Raw genomic sequence first — 19,102 nt, forward strand, 5'->3', positions numbered from 1 at the left:
TATATGGATATAAATCTGTTTCTGCAACAATTTTTAAACGGGCTATCTATTGGCAGCGTTTATGCAATTTTTGCTTTGGGATACACGCTAGTTTATTCCATTTTGGGGATTATTAATTTAGCTCATGGGGCAGTGTTTACTCTGGGTGCATATTTCACTTATGCACTCATGGGTGGAACTTTTGGATTTAATGGCTTGCTAGCTAATGCCACGCTACCTGTAAAATTACCATTTGCGATCGCCTTAATTTTAGGTAGTAGCCTGGCTGGGTTGGTGGGGGTAGCGATGGAACGCATTGCTTTCCAACCTCTACGCCGTAAAGGATCTGACCCTTTATTAACAGTAGTTTCCAGCTTGGGTGTCGCGGTGGTAATTGTGAACCTCATCCAATATTTAGTTGGTGCAGAAAGTTATACCTATCCCGCAGGCGCTTACGGGAGTTTACCAGCTTCGATTAACTTTGGTAGCCCAGAGAATCCTATCCCCATTCGTAGCGTGCAGATAGTAATTTTTGTTGTTTCTGTTGTCTTTGTTGCAATTCTTACCTATTTTATCAATAGTACTAAATATGGAAAGGCAATGCAGGCGATCGCAGAAGATCCAACCACCGCCAGTTTGTTAGGAATTAACACCGATGGCTTTATTGTGCTGACATTTTTTATCAGTAGTTTCTTAGCAGGATTAGCGGGAACTTTAGTTGCTTCTAGCGTCAGTATTGCTGGGCCGTATTTTGGTATCGCCTTTGGTTTAAGGGGTTTAGCAGTGATTGTTTTGGGTGGTTTGGGTAGTATTCCTGGTGCAGTGCTAGGAGGTTTAGTCATTGGTTTAGTGGAAGCATTTGTACCAGGTGAATATTCTGGCTATAAAGACGCTGTAGCATTTGCAATTTTATTTGTCATGCTAATAGTTAGACCCCAAGGTTTGCTAGGACGGCGGTTTATTCAGAAGGTTTAATTAGTAGATTCGCCAATGTGAGATGAACTAATGACAAATGACAACCCTCACTAATTAACTTTATTTCGCCCACCAATTAAAAATGTCTGAATTTTTTTCTACTTACGGTTCACTAATTGTCTCTATGGTATTGGGGGCGTTACTTGGGCTATCGCTTTACTTACCATTAATGACTGGACAACTATCTTTAGCAAGCCCTGGATTTTATGCTTTAGGTGGTTATACTGCCGCAATTTTATCTACCAAAGTTTTTACGTCTACCAGCGATCTATTTCCAATTCCGCTGTTATTAATTGAGATGGTAATTGCTGGTGTAATTTCCGGTTTATTAGGTGTAGTCATAGGAATTCCCACATTACGATTACGAGGAATTTATTTAGCGATCGCTACTATTGCTTTTGTAGAAGTTCTGCGTGTTCTCTCCCTCAATTTGGAAATTACAGGCAGTGCTGTGGGGATTTTTGGCATTCCTCAACCGTTCCAAACTCAAATCGAATATTTATGGATTGCTTTGCCATTACTCTTAATTGCGATGGTTTTATTTTACCGTCTAGAACGCATTAAAGTAGGTAGGGCTTTTACTGCTATTCGTGAAGATGAATTAGCCGCAGGTGCGATGGGAATTAACCCCACCTACTACAAAGTTTTAGCATTTACATTAGGAGCAATTCTTGCAGGTGTAGTTGGTGCAATTAGCGCCCACTTTCTCAATACTTGGAATGCCCGTCAAGGTACTTTTGATGCTAGTATTATCTACCTAACTTTCGTGTTAATTGGCGGTTCTCGAACTTTTTTAGGTTCGATAGTAGGAGGGATGGTATTTACAGCCTTACCAGAAGTTTTACGCAGCCTAGCCGATACAGGCGGATTACCTAATTGGTTAGCACAATTTTTACGAGATGGAAGATTAATTATTTTTGGCTTATTAATTGTTGTGGGAACAATCTTTTTCCCTCAAGGTCTGGTGACACCAGATATCTTAAAAAAACGCAAAGTTAAAAATAAGCAAATATGAGAATATTCAAAAAAGCCCATAAATTAAAAGCATTATTAATGGCTGCGATCGCCTTACTATTTTTATGTACCACAACTCAAGCGCTACCAGTTAAACCTATCACCAATACATCGGTCAATCCCGATTATGTCAGGGCATTATTCACAGCAGATAAATTTTTATATGCTTGGAAAACGAGAAATGTACAAGAAGGAATACCTCTAGTTTCGCCTGCACTGAAAAAGAAAATGTCTGAGGATGAACTAACTATTTATATTTCTGGTACATCCAGCCCCAGTCATGCAGCTTTTGAAATTAATTCTGGTAAAAAGCTATCAAATAACAGATATGCCTTTGACGTCAAACTTTATGAATATCTGTACTCAGCAACACCTGAGTCTCAAAGCTGGAAGTGTCCGCAGTCATCAAGAATTGTTCTAATTAAAACTGGAGTTGATAGTCCTAAATTCCGCGTTGGAAATTGGTTAGTTGATGCACTACCTGCAACTTGTGAATTACAATTAAACTAAACAATGTCTGAAAATATTACAGAAAATAATATTGTCTTAGAAGCAAAATCACTAACTCGCCGCTTTGGTGGACTAGTAGCGGTGAACAATGTATCTTTTGCAGTAAAACAACATGAGATTTTTGGATTGATTGGGCCTAATGGTGCGGGGAAAACAACTTTATTTAACTTAATCACAGCTTTAATTCCGCCTTCTGGTGGACAATTAATTTATCAAAGTAGAGATATTTCACAATTACGTCCTTATAAAATTGCGCGTTTAGGTATTGCTAGAACTTTTCAAAATATTCGGTTATTTGGGGAATTATCAGCACTAGAAAATGTCATCATCGGCGGACATTTGCATACAAAAAGTGGTATGTTTAAAGGAGTTCTAGGATTACCACCAGCGCCTCGTGAAGAATCTAAAAGTAGAAAGAAAGCTCTAGAATTATTAGAACTAGTGGGATTGCGCGATCGCACTGAAGAAAAAGCCAAAAATTTTGCGTATGGCGATCAGCGTCGCTTAGAAATCGCCCGCGCTTTAGCTTTGGAACCGCAAATTTTACTCCTCGATGAACCAGCAGCGGGAATGAACCCCAGCGAAAAACAGCAACTCAGCGAATTTATCCGCAGTCTCAGGGAGCGCTTCAATTTAACGATCGTACTCATTGAGCATCATGTACCCTTAGTTATGGGATTGTGCGATCGCATTGCGGTTTTAGATTTTGGTCAATTAATCGCTTTGGGTAAACCTTCTGTTGTGAGGAATGACCCAGCCGTAATTGCAGCTTATTTGGGTAGTGGATGAGGATTGTAACCGCCGATGAACGCCGATGAACGCCGATATTTAGCTGAGAAAGAAGATTTTACGATTTTAGAGGTTCAAGACCTTGATGTTAATTATGGCGGCATTCAAGCTCTCAAAAAGATTAATTTAATCATTAAAAAAGGTGAGGTAGTTACTTTAATTGGTGCTAATGGTGCGGGTAAAACTACTACTCTCCGGGCTATATCTAAAATAATAAGTCCTAAAAGCGGACAAATTATCTATAGCGGACGGAATATTACTCGCCGTCAAGCTTATGAGGTGGTTAAATTTGGCATCGCCCATTGTCCGGAAGGGCGGAGAGTATTAGCAAGGCAAACAGTTTTAGATAATTTACTGTTAGGTGCTTATATTCGCAACGATCAAAAAGAAATTAAAGCAGATATTGAACATCAATATGAGCTATTTCCGCGTTTAGCCCAAAGACGCAATCAACTAGCAGGAACTCTTAGCGGTGGCGAACAACAAATGTTAGCGATCGCTCGTGCTTTAATGAGTAGACCACAACTATTGCTATTAGATGAGCCTAGCTTGGGTTTAGCACCTGCGATCGTCCGAGAAATCTTTACAATTATTGAAAATTTACGAGCTACAGGCGTGACTATTTTATTAGTTGAACAAAATGCTAATTTAGCTTTACAAATTGCCGATAGAGGATATGTTTTAGAAGCTGGTTCTATTACTTTAACAGGTGCAGCATCCGAATTAATTACCGATGAGCGAGTTAAAAAAGCTTATTTGGGTTAATATCATATTTTTTACCAATTTATTTGTAATCAATTTGTTTAAATGCAACCCCTGAGGTAATTATAATTGTGTCTACTTTGTTCAAGTATTCAACATTTGAAAGTTTACTTGAAATAGTACGTTCGCGACCAGGTTTGATTCTTGGTAGAAAATCCTTATCTGCTTTATGGTCTTTGCTGCTAGGTTATGAAATGGCGGTTATTGAACATAATATTCCTGAATCAGAACAATTTAATCGGAAGTTGGAAAAAGAATTTAATAATTGGTTACGCAAAAAGTATTCTATGGGTAATGCTATAGATTGGTATATATTCGTCATAACTGAAACTAAATCTGAAACAGAAGCATTCGATAGATTCTTTGAGTTTTGGGATGAGTTTCGGCAAGAAATTACATCTGTATAAAAGTTTAGGCGGTGCAAGTATATGCTAGAGTCACCTACTATTTTCATAACTTTAGAAGAATTTTTAAAACTACCGGAAACCAAGCCAGCTAGTGAATATATTAATGGGCAAATTATTCAAAAACCTATGCCTCAAGGAAAACATAGTAGGATTAGAGGTGAATTATTTAGTTATATCAATGCTTTAGTAAAGCCTCAAAAAATTGCCCTAGCCTTTCCAGAACTGCGCTGTACATTTGGCGGACGTTCAATTGTTCCAGATGTCGCTGTGTTTGCTTGGGAAAGAATTCCTGTAGATGCAAATGGAGACGTGGCAAATGTCTTTGAAACCCATCCAGACTGGACAATTGAAATTCTCTCACCCGATCAAAGTCAAACTAAAATAACTGGAAATATTTTGCATTGTCTCAAGTATGGTACTAGCTTAGGTTGGCTGATCGATCCAGAGGAAAAATCTGTTTTAGTCTATCCTCAAAAACAGCAGCCAGAACTTTTACAAGCAGAACAGTAAATATTACCAGTCCCCGATTTAGTTAGTAACCTACAATTGACTGTAGGGCAGTTATTTAACTGGTTAAAATTATAAGCTAATTAAAAGTAGTAATGCCCGAAAAAATAATTAAAAATGAAATTTTAGGTGAATTAATTTGGGATAGCGACCTCGATTGGTGGTCTAGTAAAGTTGAAATTACTCCTGGCAATATTATCAATGTAAGTGTTGATAGTGATGATGCAGAAACACTTGCTGTTATCGAACTTGCTTGTCATTCTTTCATCCGAATTCAAGCACAGGAAGTCAACTTTCGACGTTGTGCAGCTAACCAACTTCTCGACCTGTACAATCGGAGTTGGAATAATGGCAATGAAATTGACTGTCAAACTTTCATGAAAATGATCAAACTAGATGAGATCGCCTTTAATTCTAATGGTAGCGCCAACCTTTACTATGATGATGGCGATCTATTTTGTGGGCACATAATTATTGTATCGATTGATTGCCACGGAGCTTTTGAAGACGCCAGAATTGCAGGCTAATAGCGCTACGTGAAAATTAAAATTTGTGTACAACGGAAAAATAAGCATTCCAGGTGGATTGGTGCGGCCAGTTTATCCTTTAGACTAGATTAAGGGCTGTAATGTGGATTCTTCATTACGCGAGCTATCGCAACCATTGTTATGTCTGCTAGCAAAAAAAAATCAACTTTAAAATTTTCACAAATTTTATTTTAATACATTAATTAATTGTATGACAACTAACTTTTCTTGGACTAAACAGTGGTATCCAATAACTCCTCTCAGCTATCTGGAACCCTCTCATGCAACCCCGATAACTTTGCTTGGAAAAAAGCTAGTAATCTGGAAAGACAAACATCAAAAATGGGTAGCAATGGATGATACTTGTCCCCATAAATTAGCTCAGTTATCTTTAGGAACAATTAATGAAAATAGACACCTAATGTGTCGTCATCATGGTTGGTGTTTTGATGGGTCGGGAAAATGTACAAATATTCCCATGTTGAGTGATGAAAATGCTTTAAAAACTGCTTGTAATAGCGAGCGATCGCAAGTAACAACATATCCTACTCAAGTGCTACAAGGATTACTGTGGATTTGGGCAGATAATAATCCTACTGCTTTTGAAGATAGTACTTCAAAGCAACCTGCATTGATGCCAGAATCTCAGCTTGATAGTTCGTTGAGCGATTGGTTTATGTCAGAAGTTCCTGTTGGTTATACTGTCTCTTTTGAAAGTAGTTTTGATCCTTCTCATGCCCAATTTTTACATCGAGACATTGCTGGATTTTCTCCGGAAAGAGCTATCCCTATAGAACATTTTGAAGTATTGGGAGAAATATCTGCTGAAGATGGTTTTACTTTAAAGCATTCTGGTTACAATATCTTTAACAAAGATATGGATGCGACTCGTAAATTTACTCCACCCTGTTCTAATACAACAATTTACAAATATTCTAACGGGAAATCTACTTTAATTCAGTTATATTTTGTGCCTACAAAACCAGGTTATTGTAAACAAATTGTTAAGTTTATCATTGATGTTCCTCCACAAAAACGTAATTTTTGGTTTGAGCTGCTTCCTAAGTATTTACAAACTGGATTACAACATTCATCTAGTTATAAGTTGAGTAACCAAGATTTATCAATGATGCACTCCCAAGCTGTTAATGAAGCTCTGGGAAATAGAACTTGGCAAAAATCATATTTTATGCCTTCAGTAGCTGACGTTGGCATCGTGACTTTTCGGAAATGGTTAGATGAGTTTGCTGGTGGTAAACCTGCATGGCAAGGAATAGGAGAAGCACCTTTTCAAGAATTTAGCGATGAGCAACTATACGAGATCTGGCACAGACATACAAAGCATTGCCCTAGTTGTCGGCAATCTCTAGTTTTGTTAGATAAAGTCAAAAACTTTTGCCAAAATTTGACGGTAGGATTGACAATTTTATCTTTGTTACTAATTGGAATTCAGCTACCTATAAACATAGCTATTATCCCAGTTTTACTTGGTATATTAAGCTTAATTTGTTCCGATAAATTAGATTCAATTCGAGAACGCTTTCTTAGCAGTATTCCTAAAAAAGGTCTACCTGTGGTTGAATTATATAAAAATTAACATCAAATGATATTTCTCGAAGTTAATTAATTTTTTACAAAACATTACAATATTTATAATATATTTAGATTTGTAACCCAGTTTTTGGGTGTCTATCTCTGTTGCGAATTGTATTCGCCTGAACAATCAAACCCATGAGTCAAATCATCTGGATCGCAAGACACGCCAACCGCCTAGACTTTGTTAACCCCGATTGGTTTCTCACTGCTGAACGTCGCTACGATCCACCTTTATCGGAGGATGGTTTCATTCAAGCAAAACAGCTAGCTAATCGCCTGAAGAAAGAGAAAATCAGTCATATCTTTGCTTCCCCATTCCTGCGAACAGTGCAAACGGCGAATGCAGTTGCAGAAGTACTAGATTTACCAATTAAATTAGAAACTGGTTTGAGCGAATGGCTAAATCCGGCTTGGATGACAGAAGAACCAGAAAGACTCTCAACTCTCACGCTAGCAGAATTATTTCCCAGAATCGATCTGAGCTATACTCCCCACATTGCTGCAACATATCCCGAAACACAAGAAAAAGTACGCGCCCGTTCTGGACAAACGGCTAGATGTTTAGCGACTGAATACTACCCAAAAAATATCCTGTTAGTAGGGCATGGTGCTTCTGTACTAGGGGCAGCTATGGGATTAGTAGGGGAAATTGCCAAAATGGAAGTGAAGGCTTCTTTATGTTCTTTAGTCAAAGTAGTGCTGCAAGACTCAGAATGGTTATTAGAACTTAAGGGAGATACTTCTCATCTAGTGGAGGTAGAGGAAATAATTCGATTTGTTTAAATCCTAGATAGAGATTTTGAATCCTGGCTTCCGCTAATCTATATACATTGCCATGTACTGAGAAAGTCACTCTATTACTGATAAGTTTTATGACATTATTACTAGCAGGAGACATCGGCGGTACGAAAACCATTCTGCGGTTAGCTGAAACCACTGACTCACCAGGATTTCATGAAACCTCAGACGCACATCTGTTACGCAATATTTATGAGGAGAGTTTTCACAGTCAAGACTTTCCCGATTTAGTGCCGATAGTTCAGCAGTTTCTCGCCAAAGCTAAGTCAGCAACACCACAAAAAGCCTGCTTTGCGATCGCAGGCCCAGTAGTGAACAATACTGCCAAGCTGACCAACTTAGCTTGGTATTTAGATAGCGAACGTTTGCAACAAGATTTGGGGATTGCTTCTGTTTCTCTAATCAACGACTTTACTGCCGTTGGCTACGGCATTTTCGGCTTAAACAACAAAAATTTGCTGACTTTACAAGCTGGAAAACCTAGACCAGAAGCACCCATTGCGGTTATTGGTGCGGGTACTGGTTTAGGACAAGGTTTTTTAATCAAGCAAGCAGAACACTACAAAGTATTTCCTTCCGAAGGTGGACACGCCGACTTTGCGCCGCGTACCGAGTTAGAATTTCGGCTGATGAAATACCTGATGGATAAACATGATATCCAGCGTGTTTCTGTAGAACGAGTAGTTTCTGGGATGGGAATTGTATCTATTTACCAATTCTTGCGCGATCAAAAAATTGCCGTCGAATCACCAGATATTGCCCACATCGTCAGAATTTGGGAACAAGAGGCAGGAAAACCAGAAAAAAGTGTCGATCCAGGTGCAATGATTGGTACGGCTGCACTACAAGGACGCGATCGCCTCTGCGAACAAACCATGCACCTGTTTGTAGAACTTTATGGTGCAGAAGCTGGCAATCTTGCCATCAAACTTCTACCTTACGGTGGATTATATATAGCTGGTGGTATTGCTCCTAAAATACTGCCTTTAATGCAAGAGGGTCGCTTTTTATTCAACTTCACCCAAAAAGGTAGGATGCGTTCCCTCCTCGAAGAAATACCGGTGTATATTATTCTCAATCAACAAGTAGGGCTAATTGGTGCTGCTTTGTATGCTGCTAGGTTATAACAGCTAGTACCGCTTTGCGGAAATTAAAATTGACTCGTTCAAAATTCAACATTCAAAAAGCTTATCTAGTAAGCTTTGCGTATGTTTTGAATCGAATATTTATTTCCGCTGTGCTGTACTAGCAGCATCGGTGATATCAGCACCATTAAAAGCAAAATCTATGACAATCAAAGTTTTATTGTCCCTACTTACTGCCACACTTGTATGCAGCGGATCTTTACTGGTTGAGGCACGTCAACCCAAACCAAAGGTAACTCCAGCTAAACCAAAGGTGACTCAACCAGTACAGCCACAATGGAAGTTGTTCACTGGCCCTGATGGACGCTTTAGCGTTTTGATGCCAGGAATGCCCAAAAGAGATAGCCAGGCTCAAAAAACCTATATGGGGGAAATCAATTTAGAACTATTTATAGCTCAACCGCCAAAACAGGAAGTTGCTTATGTAGTTGCTTACAATGACTTTCCCTACAGTTACGGTAAGATGGCAAACCCGCAAACAGTACTTAATAATGCTAGGGATATAGCTTTAAAGACTACGAAAAGCAATTTAATTAGACAGCGAGATATTCGCAGTACCAATGGTCATCCTGGCAAAGAAATTGAGTACGTCAACGCTGGTGGCAAATTCACTAAAAGTAGGATGTATTTTGCTCAAGGGCGCTTGTATCAAGTTATGGCTATCACTACAAAAAAACAGCGTTACACTTTAGCTAAAACCATCAATGGTTATTTAAATTCTTTCCATGTGGTTTTAAAAGCTTGAGGATTATAAACATACTTGATATATAAATTCGTAGTCAGCAAGTTTATCCTGGCTACGAATTTTTTTACCCCGACTCTGAAAGTATATGAAAATATTTGCTTTATTCAACACAGTATATAAAATGTCTAAAATATATCGCTCTTCCACAATTTAAAGGCGAATTCTGCTGTTGAATAAAATGATGAATACTTAAAAGAGTATATTGTTGGGTTGACTTACAAAATTTATGCCAGAAATCAATTCACTACCAAATATCCACATAACTGAATCCTTTGTTACTCATCCGGAAATACTCTTTGCTATTCTGCGGGATAAGGTTGAGTGGGATGAGCGTTTGCGAGCGCGAAAGACGGCTAGCTTTGGCGTTTCTTATGACTACTCAGGTATGATATATCCCCAGGTTGAAATGCTTGCTGAACTTATCCCGATCTGTCAGCGGATTTACGAAAAGCTTAATTTCTACCCGAACAATTGTCTCCTCAATTATTACCCGGACGGGTTATCATCAATGGGTTTCCACTCAGACTCAAGTGAAGAGTTGAGCGAAGGAACTGGAGTGGCGATTGTATCCTTAGGCGCTGAACGCACGATCGTTTTTCGCAGCAAATTAGATAGCTCAATTAAGTTTTCATTTAATCTGAAAAATGGCGCTCTGTTGTATATGCCAAAGCATATTCAGTCAGAGTGGTTACACGCAATACCAAAAGCACCTGGGGTTGGAGAACGAATCAGCCTGACGTTTCGATCGATTGTCAAATCTCATACCTAAATTTAATTTTAGAGTTAAAATACTTTCTGAGACTGTATTCTCATATAACTATTGCTTTCCATAGTGCTTTTAATCTGTAAACCATAATTAGCTGTTGCTACTAAGTAAAAAATAATTTGCATCAACACTAAAAAATATTGCATTTTTTTGTTCCAATCTTCCGGCGAATTGTTATTTTTCATGATAAGTCTTGATAAGATTGACTTTTTTGATTCTAAACAGTCACATCTTGAAAGTAATAATATGAGAAGACAATCCGCGCAAATCTTATAGATGTAGTGCAATCACTCGATATAACTTATCAATCATTTTCTAGCATATTGATAATTCTTGTAACATCGTTGAGAGAGTTAACTAAGTGTAAGTGAATAGCTTGGTTTAGCTTGTCTTGATTTTGCTCAAGAATCGCTTGAAACATATTCAAATGAATTGTATGTTGTCCAAGTGATATATTAAAATTGAGTTGCGGAATCCAACTTTTGAAGAATTCTATATAATCTTGTCTATATCGCCCAACTAAATTTCTTGTTAGTTCGTCAGGATGAGCATTCATTATCCGCGTGTGCAGATATTCATCCAAGAGCAGCATTAATACACCATCTTGTTGTTTTGACGCCATTTCATAAAGACGGAAAACCTCTTTAAAACTATTTAATTCTTGCTGTTTTAATCCATTCAAGAAATGTTTTCCTGCTTCCTTCTCATGTTGAAATCTGATTTTTAGTCGATGTGGAAATTGTTCAATAGAATATTGCGGAAAGTATTCAAGTATAGGATTATCTAAACTTTTAGCAAAGCTTTTTCGATATGCTTGGTTAGGAGCAACATTTCCAGTTTCAATGTCTACTATAGTTCTTCTAGAAACGTGAGACTCCTGTGCTAGCTTCTCTTGTGAGTAATTTTTGAGATTTCGTGCATTTTTTAAGATGCGTCCATAGGCTTTCTTTGTTAACCTATCATTTGGTAAACCATCCATAGCTATTCTCGCTCGGTTACAAGGCTAATTTTTATTTAATTTATCAAAAGCGAAAAGCTACACTGGCGAAATGAGCAGTTATTCTGCGCAATCAGAGGTTGAGACTCCACATGGTAAGTGATACATCATTACTGTTTGATGATGTCCTGAGATTGTGAGTTGAAAAGACCCAAGAATTTGCAACTATTTGAAGTATACGCCTCACTGTTTATAGTCTTTATTGTTTAGCGATCGCTCTTTTCTCAAAAACGCTAAAATTCATCTCAACGAACGGCTTTCAAGGCTTCGTAAAGTAGTTTATATCGCTCAAACCCTGCTTCATATACAGGATTTACTTGCGGCTGTACCACCTTGCTATCCTGTGGCAAAATCTTGAATGCAGCTTCTAAATTGGGGTAAGCACCAACTCCTACCATTGCTAAAATTGCTGCTCCGTAAGCGGCTCCTTCTTCGGCTTTGGGTGCAATCAGTTCTGTTTGCAAGATATCTGCCAGAATTTGTAACCAAATTGTAGATTTTGCGCCTCCGCCTGTGGCTAAGAGTTGATGCACTGGAGCGATCGCACTAATTACTTCCAAGGCTTCCCGCAAGCTAAATGCAACGCCTTCCAGTACAGCACGAGTTATATCTGCTTGGGTATGAGCTAATGACAGATTGACTAAAGCACCACGCGTATCTGGATCGAGGTGGGGGCTGCGTTCGCCTGCGAGGTGGGGGAGAAAGAGAACGCCACGCGCACCAGGAAGCGATCGCTCTGCCATATCCATCAACGCGGTGTAGGATATCTGCGATGTCAAGGTATCTCGATACCACCGCAGAGATCCGCCTGCTGCTAGCGTCACTCCCAAAAGATGATAGCCACCATCGACATGACAGAATAAATGCACTCGTCCTTGGGGATCGGGAATTGGGCGATCGCATGGTGCAAAAATCACTCCCGATGTGCCAATACTTAAACTACCCCGGTTGAGATTGCTGGAGGAAATACCCAAACCAATTGCTGCTGCTGCATTATCGCCACCGCCTGCAATTACTGGTAATCCGACGGGTAGCTCGACACGGGTAGCAATTCCTGATTTCAACCGTCCGGCGATCGCAGTAGATTCGACTACTGGGGGAAACAATGCGGGATTAAGATTCAGAGCATTCAGAATATCTGTATCCCAGTGTCGATTCGCTAAGTTCAAACAGCCGATACCAGACGCATCAGACGGTTCTGTGAATAATTCGCCAGTTAGTACATACCCTAAATAATCTTTTGGTAAAAGAATTTGCCATAACTGAGCATAAGCATCTGGTTCTTCAGTCCGCAACCAGACAAGCTTCGGCAGTTGAAATCCAGTAATTGCGGGATTCCCAGTACGCTGAATCAACTCCTGGCGAGGAATAGCGGCTTCAATTTCCGCAACAGCTTTACCTGTACGTTGATCGTTCCATAAAATTGCCGATCTAATTGCTTTGCCCTCAGCATCAAGAGGAACCATACCATGCATTTGTCCAGATAAACCGAGAGCTATGGCTTGGTATCCATCTAGCTGTTGAGCCACATCAGAAAGTGCAGCTAAACTTGCTTCCACCCAATCCGATGAATTCTGTTCCGTCCAACCAGGATGAGGAGTTAACAAGGGATAGCTTCTCGTAGTCTGAGCGATTATTTGCCCTTGCAGGTCAACCGCGATCGCTCTTACTCCTCCTGTACCCAAATCTAAGCCAACTACGACATTACTCATGTCATTTGCTTTTCATGGAATATATTCTTAAATTACCAAGGGCACAACATTGTTGTGCCCCTACTGAGGTGTAATTATTGGAAATTAACTAAAACTGCCAGTTTAGTTGTAAACCAATAACATCCACTTCGCTGGCAAATTTCCCTGTTAGTGTACCTGCTGTAGTACTTGATTGGTTAATCGAGCTATCGTCAGAGAACACATGAGTATAGCCAATGTCTACGTTGAAAGATTTGGAAGGCTTATAGGTAGCACCGAATCCAACGATTGTGCGATCGCCTCCAGGTAGTCGCGGAGTATTATATTCCTCGCTAATCGGACTAGGATCGTAAGTCACACCAGTTCGCAGAGTTAGGCGATCGTTGAGTGCATAGTTTAAGCCAACGCCTACACGGTAGGTATCGTTCCAGTTCTCTGGTTGTACGCTATCGGCTTGAGCGGGGTTATCAAACTTAACACGCAATTCTCGGAAGCGGCTCCACTGTGTCCAAGTAACATCGCCCACAACTGATACACGGGGACTAAGTTCTTGGTAAACAGCAAGGGACAATGTATCGGGTAGGTTCACAATAGCGCTGGCTCCTGTGTCTGTGAACTGTCCCCTAGCTGTGAGGATTCTTAAATTGTCTGGTACGGTGAAATCTGCATTACCCCGAATTTTTTGCGTAATCGGAGAACGATAACTTAAACCAATGCGCGTGCTTTTACTTGGTTCATACATTACCCCCAAGTTATAGCCCACACTCCAGTCGGAACCAGTAACTTTCACAAAGCCGTCTGCTTGTTGGGGTAAGGTAGGTAAACCAACACTCCGCCCGACTAAACCAAAATCGATCGCATTTGAAAGTGTGGCTTCAGCATACTGAATATTCAGACCTGCGCCTACAGAAAAGTTATCGCTCACCTTGGCGGCAATCGTGGGATTAATGTTATAGGTGGTAAATTTAGATTCAACTGCTTGGTAACGCCCAACCCAGTTATTGTCATATTTAGTAATTAGCCCAAACGGAACGTTAATTCCCAGCCCTAGCTTGACCCGATCCGACAGACTCCAAGCAGCATAAAGATTTGGTACTACAACATCCACACCAGCATCGCCACTATTACCACCTGTTAATGGCACACCTGTAACTACGCGAGAACCTTGGTTTTGAAACTGGATTGTTGGGAAAATCACAAAGGTAGACCCAACTACAGAATTGCCTTCTAAGCGAGTTAATCCAGCAGGATTAGAGAAAATAGTACTAGCATCCTCAGCGCTAGCTGCACTACCAGCAAAGCCATTTCCGAGATTTTTAACACTCTGTTCGTTGAGGGCAAATCCGCCTGCTAATGCAGAGTTTGCTGTAAGTACCACAAAGATTGGTACTAGCAATAAGTTCACTTGTAACTGTTTCATATTGATGTTTTTAGAATTTAAACTGTTTTAAATTGGCGATCGCTTTTTAGCTCTCAAAGCAAAGCGATCGCTGATTAGATTGATTATTGAGCAATGGGATAAATTTACAGTCATTTTTTTACAACTTGTTGTGTGTAGCTATTGCTGTGTTAGCTTTACTCGCTCTAGGAAAACAGTGCCAATAGAGTAGGCAATGCGATCGCTGTGAATAAATCTTTCTTTTTGATGAGGAATTTCATTGCGCAGAAAATTAACCTTCAAAAAGGCAATCAGCGTGGAGAATTTCTGCAATGGCTCAAGATATATTCGAGTTACCAGCACCACCAATTAACTCTATCGTCGGGCATTTGGTCGATCTGGGGGAAGATCCGCTAGGTTTTCTTACTCGTTGTCGTGACTATGGTGATATTGTCCCGTTACGCTTAGGATTAACCCCTTCTTGTTTGCTGACTAATCCTGAATATATTGAAGAAGTTCTCAAAAATCGCGAAACTTTTATCAAAAGCCGAGGCTTCCGTGTTTTAAAAACTCTACTAGGTGAAGGGTTGTTAACCGCAGAAGGAGAATCTTGGTTATGGCAACGTCGCCTAGCTCAACCTGTGTTTCACCAAAGGCGAATTAATGAATATGGTGAAACAATGGTAGAGTACACCAACCGAATGATGCAAACCTGGCATGATGGTGAAATCCATGATATTCATGCAGATATGATGCGCCTCACTTTGGCGATCGTGATGAAGTGCATTTTTAACGCCGATGTGGATGCAGGCGAAGCCAAAGTTGTTGCTAATGCCTTAGATGTGACAATGCACTGGTTTGAAAGTAAGCGGCGGCAGAATTTTTTAGTGTGGGAATGGTTCCCCAGTCCGGAAAACGTCAGGTATCGTCATGCTGTAGAGGAAATGGATGCAGCTATTTATAAATTAATAAGCGATCGCCGTCATAGTGGTGAAAAAACCAACGATTTACTCTCGATGCTGATGGAGGCACGGGACGAAGAAACTCAGCAACAAATGGACGATAAACTGTTGCGAGATGAAGTAGCAACCTTGATGCTGGCTGGTCATGAAACTACTGCCAATACTTTATCTTGGACATGGATGCTATTATCGCAACATCCAGAAGTTCAAGAGAAACTCTCTGCCGAGTTAAATCAAGTTTTACAAGGAAAGTTACCCACAATCCAAGACCTTTCCCGCTTACCTTATACTCAGGAAGTAATTAAAGAATCAATGCGGTTGTATCCTCCAGTATCGCTCTTAGGGCGAGAAGCTGCGCAAGATACCACAATTGGCGATTATGAAATTCCCCAAGGCACAACGATAATGATTAGCCAGTGGGTCATGCATCGCCATCCCAAATATTTTACCGATCCCGAAACCTTCCAACCAGAACGCTGGACAGCCGAGTTTGAGAAGCAACTACCCAAAGGCGTATATTTTCCTTTTGGCGATGGCCCGCGAATTTGTATTGGTAAAGGCTTTGCACAAATGGAAGCAGCTTTATTACTGGCGACCATCGCCCAACGCTTCCAGATAGAATTAGTACCAGGATTCCCCATTGTACCGCAACCTTCAATTACCCTGCGCCCAGAGTACGGTCTTAAGGTACAAATTAAGCAGATTGCGGATCGGGCTTCTACATCCGAGCAACAACAAGTACCAGTAACGCGCTGATAAGGAGGTGTGGGGAGTGTGGGGAGACAAGGGGCACAAGTGAGCAGAAGAAGAAATGCACCATACCCAATAACAAATGACAAATGACCAATGAAAAATAAACAAGTCTTACTGAAAAGCCGCCCGGTGGGGGAACCGAAAGAAAGTGATTTTGCTGTTGTGAAAACTCCAATTCCAGAACCCGGAGAAGGCGAAGTTTGCAACCGCACTATTTATCTATCTCTCGACCCTTATATGCGTGGACGCATGAGCGATCGCGAGTCCTATGCTGCGCCTGCGGAGTTAGGATCTGTAATGGTTGGTAGTACTGTTAGCCAAGTGATTAAATCTCAGCATCCTAATTTCTCTGTGGGTGATTTTGTCCTGGGTTATGGCGGTTGGCAAAGCTACGGTGTAGCCAAAGGCGAGACTTTGCGTAAACTTGACCCGAATCAAGCGCCTATTTCCAAAAAGCGTTGAGGTGACGGGGAGGCAAGTTGTTGTCTCCAGCGAAGTGCAGCCATACCCAGTAATACCGCAATATTGTTTATTTAAGTTAGGTCGGGACAAATAAAGTTAACTAGTGAGGGCTGTCATTTGCGCTTTGTCATTGGTAATGTTTGCAGCAATCTTGAATTGTGTTAACTATAAGTTAGCTTTATTTACACATACTGAAAATAGTTTAGCAGTGCGATCGCTGCAAGAAAAGAACGCCCGCAGACTAAACACAAAGCTCAGTAGGGGCGGGTTTTGTGAAATATTCAGTATCGCTATTCTTCTAAGGCTGTTAAAATGCGATCGCTCAATGCCCAACGATTAGAATTAGGTCTAATCCAACATTTTTCTGCTTCATTAAAATTGCGTTGATGTAGCAGTACTGAATGCAAGTCTTGTTTCTGCTGAGTATTTAGCCTAACTACCATCTTTTCTGCTGCGCGTAATGCACAAGTCTGTTCAAAGGCTGTTTCTGAATTATTAATCGTGTTCAGCACTGCATAAAAGTAAGTCGGATCTCCAGACCATTCTGTTACAGAAAGTCCTAGCAATCGCTTACCTTGGTCGTTAGATTTGAGCAGATTATTTACCTCTTGTTCAGAAAAATTTACTTCTGAAGCCAGCGCGCGCATTCTCCCAGCAATAGACTCCATTTCAAATGTACGTTTTGCTCCTGCTGGTAAGGAATTTCTCAGTTCTTTATAGCGTTGACTTAAGCTTTCAATTTGTTTTCGTGCTTCCGATGAAGGAACTCTTGAGGCATAAGCTTTCTGCCATTCATGGCGCATTTGTCGCATTTCTAGCTGCTGTTGTGGTGGTGCAATCTCTTCTGCTAGCTTAGTCTGCTCAATCAAAAATCCGAGAGTATCACCTGTTAATGACTGTAGCATCGGCATCATACTTGAGCCAGTAATTTCCCCTACTGGAGTCTTGATTGCTCCTCCTGTTAAGGCAATTATTTTTAGTAGAGATGGTAGCCAAATTAATGCTACAAAAACGGCTGTGGTGTTGGTTACTTCAAATTTAAAGGTGATTTTTTCACCACCAGTTATTTGAAAGATACTAAGAAGGATAAAAATACTACTAATAATTAACCAGTTTTTGGGAATGTGAATAATTTTTCTCAGTAGCCAATCTACTGCTTCTCTAGAAATCTGGTTGCTACCAGGCTCTTGATTTGGTTTGTTTATCATAATTTTTATAACGATTCAATAAATTATGCGGTATATGAATTTTCGTAAATTAAGGGTGGGGAAACCCCACCCCTACGGGAATGCGCGTTAACCAGAATTACCAATAGGGAATTACTTCTAAATTATTCTCATCCGCCGCTTTTAAAATTGGGCCTTGTAACAATTCGTGTTTTAGCGGCAATACATTTTCTGGTTTACAGGTGAAGAAATGTTCCGCACGCTCGTAAATTGCGATCGCATCTTCGTTATTATGAGCATTGCAATAAATTAACCCATGAATTTGAGTGTAAATCCCTGGCTGCTCGTAAAAATAGCGCGACCAAGCTTGGCTAAGAGAACGCTTTTCTGTCTTGGCTAGGGTGGCTTCATTCGCACCAGCCCGCATCGCCCCCGTACCCCGGAGATCTAATAATTTTAAATCTCTCGTGACAGTCACAATCGCAATTTGTTGGTCGGTAATTTCTATACAACCGACATCACCAAAAACTTCTACTAGACAACTGGAAAGTTTTGGTGCAAGGTAGTATATACCGCGTTCTTGGTCATGGGCTGGTTGATAATCCTTTGGCTCGTAGGAAAAGCTGGGAAAGTTGCCGCGATGATGATCGAAGCGATAAAGCGGGCCCCACCCTCGAAAAGTCAAGGCAGTAGTACCAAAGTCTGTCCGGAAAATTCTGAAAAGTTCCGTCCCCTTTTTCAAGCTATAAAATTTTGGTTTTGGCCTGCCAAAGCGAGGTGGCGGGACAATTAGTTTGACCACCTTTATCACTCCTGATCTGGTTGACTGACAAAATAGGAATACTTGATGTTCCAGACTTTTACGGTGTCTGTCAACAAGTGCTGGTGTACGGAATTCAAAATCGTCTGGAAAAGTTTGTTAGATTGAGTTAACCTTCTTTAAAACTTTTCGTCAACTGTAAAAAGCTAATTGCGTCAGCTTTTCGGATATTTTTGAATAGTAGCTTGATTTTCGCCTTGCTGTACTAGTACATAAAAACTATATCTACAGCAAAATTCAAGAGTTAGCTACGTGTTTCCGGACATTTTTATCTACAAAAGTGTAGCTCTTGTAACTTTTGTCAATCAATCAGTAGATTTGTTGCCAGGATTTATACTGAGATAATTGTAAAG

Annotated in this window: 20 protein-coding genes and 1 pseudogene; 15 read left to right on the top strand and 6 right to left on the bottom strand. The window is 40.2% G+C overall.

The window, feature by feature from the left end:
* The first annotated feature begins 3 nt into the window (after positions 1-3).
* The 13 genes and pseudogenes from AACU33_RS04685 to AACU33_RS04745 all read left to right on the top strand — a co-directional run bounded on the left by AACU33_RS04685 (position 4) and on the right by AACU33_RS04745 (position 10,523).
* Positions 4-954 carry a branched-chain amino acid ABC transporter permease gene (locus tag AACU33_RS04685; RefSeq protein WP_096587265.1) on the top strand — a complete coding sequence of 317 codons (951 nt, stop codon included), beginning with the start codon at positions 4-6 and terminating at the stop codon, positions 952-954.
* 82 nt (positions 955-1,036) lie between these two features.
* Positions 1,037-1,969: a branched-chain amino acid ABC transporter permease gene (locus AACU33_RS04690; protein WP_096587266.1), complete on the top strand. Its 933-nt coding sequence runs from the start codon at positions 1,037-1,039 to the stop codon at positions 1,967-1,969.
* Positions 1,966-2,478: a hypothetical protein gene (locus AACU33_RS04695; protein ID WP_096587267.1), complete on the top strand. Its 513-nt coding sequence runs from the start codon at positions 1,966-1,968 to the stop codon at positions 2,476-2,478. The genes AACU33_RS04690 and AACU33_RS04695 overlap by 4 nt, the downstream gene beginning before the upstream one ends.
* 3 nt (positions 2,479-2,481) lie before the next feature.
* The gene (locus AACU33_RS04700; protein ID WP_096587268.1) at positions 2,482-3,267 is read left to right on the top strand and encodes an ABC transporter ATP-binding protein; all 786 of its coding nucleotides are present in this window, start codon (positions 2,482-2,484) and stop codon (positions 3,265-3,267) included.
* A 15-nt stretch (positions 3,268-3,282) separates the two neighbouring features.
* Positions 3,283-4,032 carry an ABC transporter ATP-binding protein gene (locus AACU33_RS04705; RefSeq protein WP_096587269.1) on the top strand — a complete coding sequence of 250 codons (750 nt, stop codon included), beginning with the start codon at positions 3,283-3,285 and terminating at the stop codon, positions 4,030-4,032.
* A gap of 68 nt (positions 4,033-4,100) precedes the next feature.
* On the top strand, positions 4,101-4,436 hold the full coding sequence (locus tag AACU33_RS04710) for a hypothetical protein (protein ID WP_096587270.1): 336 nt from the start codon (positions 4,101-4,103) through the stop codon (positions 4,434-4,436).
* 21 nt (positions 4,437-4,457) lie between these two features.
* A pseudogene (locus AACU33_RS04715) lies at positions 4,458-5,021 on the top strand (Uma2 family endonuclease).
* Between the two features lie 17 nt (positions 5,022-5,038).
* On the top strand, positions 5,039-5,470 hold the full coding sequence (locus AACU33_RS04720; protein WP_096587271.1) for a DUF2262 domain-containing protein: 432 nt from the start codon (positions 5,039-5,041) through the stop codon (positions 5,468-5,470).
* A 211-nt stretch (positions 5,471-5,681) separates the two neighbouring features.
* Positions 5,682-7,067: an aromatic ring-hydroxylating dioxygenase subunit alpha gene (locus tag AACU33_RS04725; protein WP_096587272.1), complete on the top strand. Its 1,386-nt coding sequence runs from the start codon at positions 5,682-5,684 to the stop codon at positions 7,065-7,067.
* A 134-nt stretch (positions 7,068-7,201) separates the two neighbouring features.
* Positions 7,202-7,849 (top strand): histidine phosphatase family protein, encoded by a 648-nt coding sequence (locus AACU33_RS04730; RefSeq protein WP_096587273.1) that lies wholly within the window; start codon positions 7,202-7,204, stop codon positions 7,847-7,849.
* Between the two features lie 89 nt (positions 7,850-7,938).
* Positions 7,939-8,991, top strand: a complete 1,053-nt coding sequence (locus AACU33_RS04735; protein WP_096587274.1) for a glucokinase — start codon at positions 7,939-7,941, stop codon at positions 8,989-8,991.
* A 160-nt stretch (positions 8,992-9,151) separates the two neighbouring features.
* Positions 9,152-9,754 (top strand): hypothetical protein, encoded by a 603-nt coding sequence (locus AACU33_RS04740; protein WP_096587275.1) that lies wholly within the window; start codon positions 9,152-9,154, stop codon positions 9,752-9,754.
* A gap of 226 nt (positions 9,755-9,980) precedes the next feature.
* Positions 9,981-10,523 carry an alpha-ketoglutarate-dependent dioxygenase AlkB gene (locus AACU33_RS04745; protein WP_096587276.1) on the top strand — a complete coding sequence of 181 codons (543 nt, stop codon included), beginning with the start codon at positions 9,981-9,983 and terminating at the stop codon, positions 10,521-10,523.
* Between the two features lie 301 nt (positions 10,524-10,824).
* On the opposite strand, the gene AACU33_RS04750 is transcribed toward AACU33_RS04745, so the two are convergent.
* The 4 genes from AACU33_RS04750 to AACU33_RS04765 form a co-directional block, all read right to left on the bottom strand.
* Positions 10,825-11,499: a helix-turn-helix domain-containing protein gene (locus AACU33_RS04750; protein ID WP_096587277.1), complete on the bottom strand. Its 675-nt coding sequence runs from the start codon at positions 11,497-11,499 to the stop codon at positions 10,825-10,827.
* A 263-nt stretch (positions 11,500-11,762) separates the two neighbouring features.
* Complete coding sequence (gene xylB / locus AACU33_RS04755) at positions 11,763-13,229, bottom strand: xylulokinase (RefSeq protein WP_096587278.1); 1,467 nt, start codon at positions 13,227-13,229, stop codon at positions 11,763-11,765.
* A gap of 88 nt (positions 13,230-13,317) precedes the next feature.
* Positions 13,318-14,628 (bottom strand): OmpP1/FadL family transporter, encoded by a 1,311-nt coding sequence (locus AACU33_RS04760; RefSeq protein ID WP_096587279.1) that lies wholly within the window; start codon positions 14,626-14,628, stop codon positions 13,318-13,320.
* 138 nt (positions 14,629-14,766) lie between these two features.
* The gene (locus AACU33_RS04765) at positions 14,767-14,889 is read right to left on the bottom strand and encodes a hypothetical protein (protein ID WP_339375767.1); all 123 of its coding nucleotides are present in this window, start codon (positions 14,887-14,889) and stop codon (positions 14,767-14,769) included.
* Between the two features lie 29 nt (positions 14,890-14,918).
* Here AACU33_RS04765 and AACU33_RS04770 point away from each other — a divergent pair, with 29 nt between their 5' ends.
* Together AACU33_RS04770 and AACU33_RS04775 are read left to right on the top strand one after the other, a co-directional pair.
* On the top strand, positions 14,919-16,304 hold the full coding sequence (locus AACU33_RS04770) for a cytochrome P450 (protein ID WP_096587280.1): 1,386 nt from the start codon (positions 14,919-14,921) through the stop codon (positions 16,302-16,304).
* 90 nt (positions 16,305-16,394) lie between these two features.
* Positions 16,395-16,763 (top strand): hypothetical protein, encoded by a 369-nt coding sequence (locus tag AACU33_RS04775; protein ID WP_096587281.1) that lies wholly within the window; start codon positions 16,395-16,397, stop codon positions 16,761-16,763.
* Positions 16,764-17,053: 290 nt separating this feature from the next.
* Here AACU33_RS04775 and AACU33_RS04780 read toward each other — a convergent pair whose 3' ends face one another.
* Positions 17,054-17,971 carry a hypothetical protein gene (locus AACU33_RS04780; protein ID WP_096587282.1) on the bottom strand — a complete coding sequence of 306 codons (918 nt, stop codon included), beginning with the start codon at positions 17,969-17,971 and terminating at the stop codon, positions 17,054-17,056.
* Between the two features lie 97 nt (positions 17,972-18,068).
* Entirely contained in the window at positions 18,069-18,731 is a 663-nt protein-coding gene (locus AACU33_RS04785; RefSeq protein WP_096587283.1) for an RES family NAD+ phosphorylase, read from the bottom strand.
* Positions 18,732-19,102: the final 371 nt, after the last annotated feature.

The organism is Calothrix sp. NIES-2098, assembly GCF_963875125.1.
In the GTDB taxonomy this organism is placed as follows: Bacteria; Cyanobacteriota; Cyanobacteriia; order Cyanobacteriales; family Nostocaceae; genus Aulosira.

Excerpts from the sequence above, each read along its gene's own strand:
- AACU33_RS04685 (WP_096587265.1), top strand. The coding sequence starts at position 4 with ATGGATATAAATCTGTTTCTGCAACAATTTTTAAACGGGCTATCTATT.
- AACU33_RS04690 (WP_096587266.1), top strand. The coding sequence starts at position 1,037 with ATGTCTGAATTTTTTTCTACTTACGGTTCACTAATTGTCTCTATGGTA.
- AACU33_RS04695 (WP_096587267.1), top strand. The coding sequence starts at position 1,966 with ATGAGAATATTCAAAAAAGCCCATAAATTAAAAGCATTATTAATGGCT.
- AACU33_RS04700 (WP_096587268.1), top strand. The coding sequence starts at position 2,482 with ATGTCTGAAAATATTACAGAAAATAATATTGTCTTAGAAGCAAAATCA.
- AACU33_RS04705 (WP_096587269.1), top strand. The coding sequence starts at position 3,283 with ATGAACGCCGATGAACGCCGATATTTAGCTGAGAAAGAAGATTTTACG.
- AACU33_RS04720 (WP_096587271.1), top strand. The coding sequence starts at position 5,039 with ATGCCCGAAAAAATAATTAAAAATGAAATTTTAGGTGAATTAATTTGG.
- AACU33_RS04725 (WP_096587272.1), top strand. The coding sequence starts at position 5,682 with ATGACAACTAACTTTTCTTGGACTAAACAGTGGTATCCAATAACTCCT.
- AACU33_RS04730 (WP_096587273.1), top strand. The coding sequence starts at position 7,202 with ATGAGTCAAATCATCTGGATCGCAAGACACGCCAACCGCCTAGACTTT.
- AACU33_RS04735 (WP_096587274.1), top strand. The coding sequence starts at position 7,939 with ATGACATTATTACTAGCAGGAGACATCGGCGGTACGAAAACCATTCTG.
- AACU33_RS04740 (WP_096587275.1), top strand. The coding sequence starts at position 9,152 with ATGACAATCAAAGTTTTATTGTCCCTACTTACTGCCACACTTGTATGC.
- AACU33_RS04745 (WP_096587276.1), top strand. The coding sequence starts at position 9,981 with ATGCCAGAAATCAATTCACTACCAAATATCCACATAACTGAATCCTTT.
- AACU33_RS04750 (WP_096587277.1), bottom strand. The coding sequence starts at position 11,499 with ATGGATGGTTTACCAAATGATAGGTTAACAAAGAAAGCCTATGGACGC.
- xylB (WP_096587278.1), bottom strand. The coding sequence starts at position 13,229 with ATGAGTAATGTCGTAGTTGGCTTAGATTTGGGTACAGGAGGAGTAAGA.
- AACU33_RS04760 (WP_096587279.1), bottom strand. The coding sequence starts at position 14,628 with ATGAAACAGTTACAAGTGAACTTATTGCTAGTACCAATCTTTGTGGTA.
- AACU33_RS04770 (WP_096587280.1), top strand. The coding sequence starts at position 14,919 with ATGGCTCAAGATATATTCGAGTTACCAGCACCACCAATTAACTCTATC.
- AACU33_RS04775 (WP_096587281.1), top strand. The coding sequence starts at position 16,395 with ATGAAAAATAAACAAGTCTTACTGAAAAGCCGCCCGGTGGGGGAACCG.
- AACU33_RS04780 (WP_096587282.1), bottom strand. The coding sequence starts at position 17,971 with ATGATAAACAAACCAAATCAAGAGCCTGGTAGCAACCAGATTTCTAGA.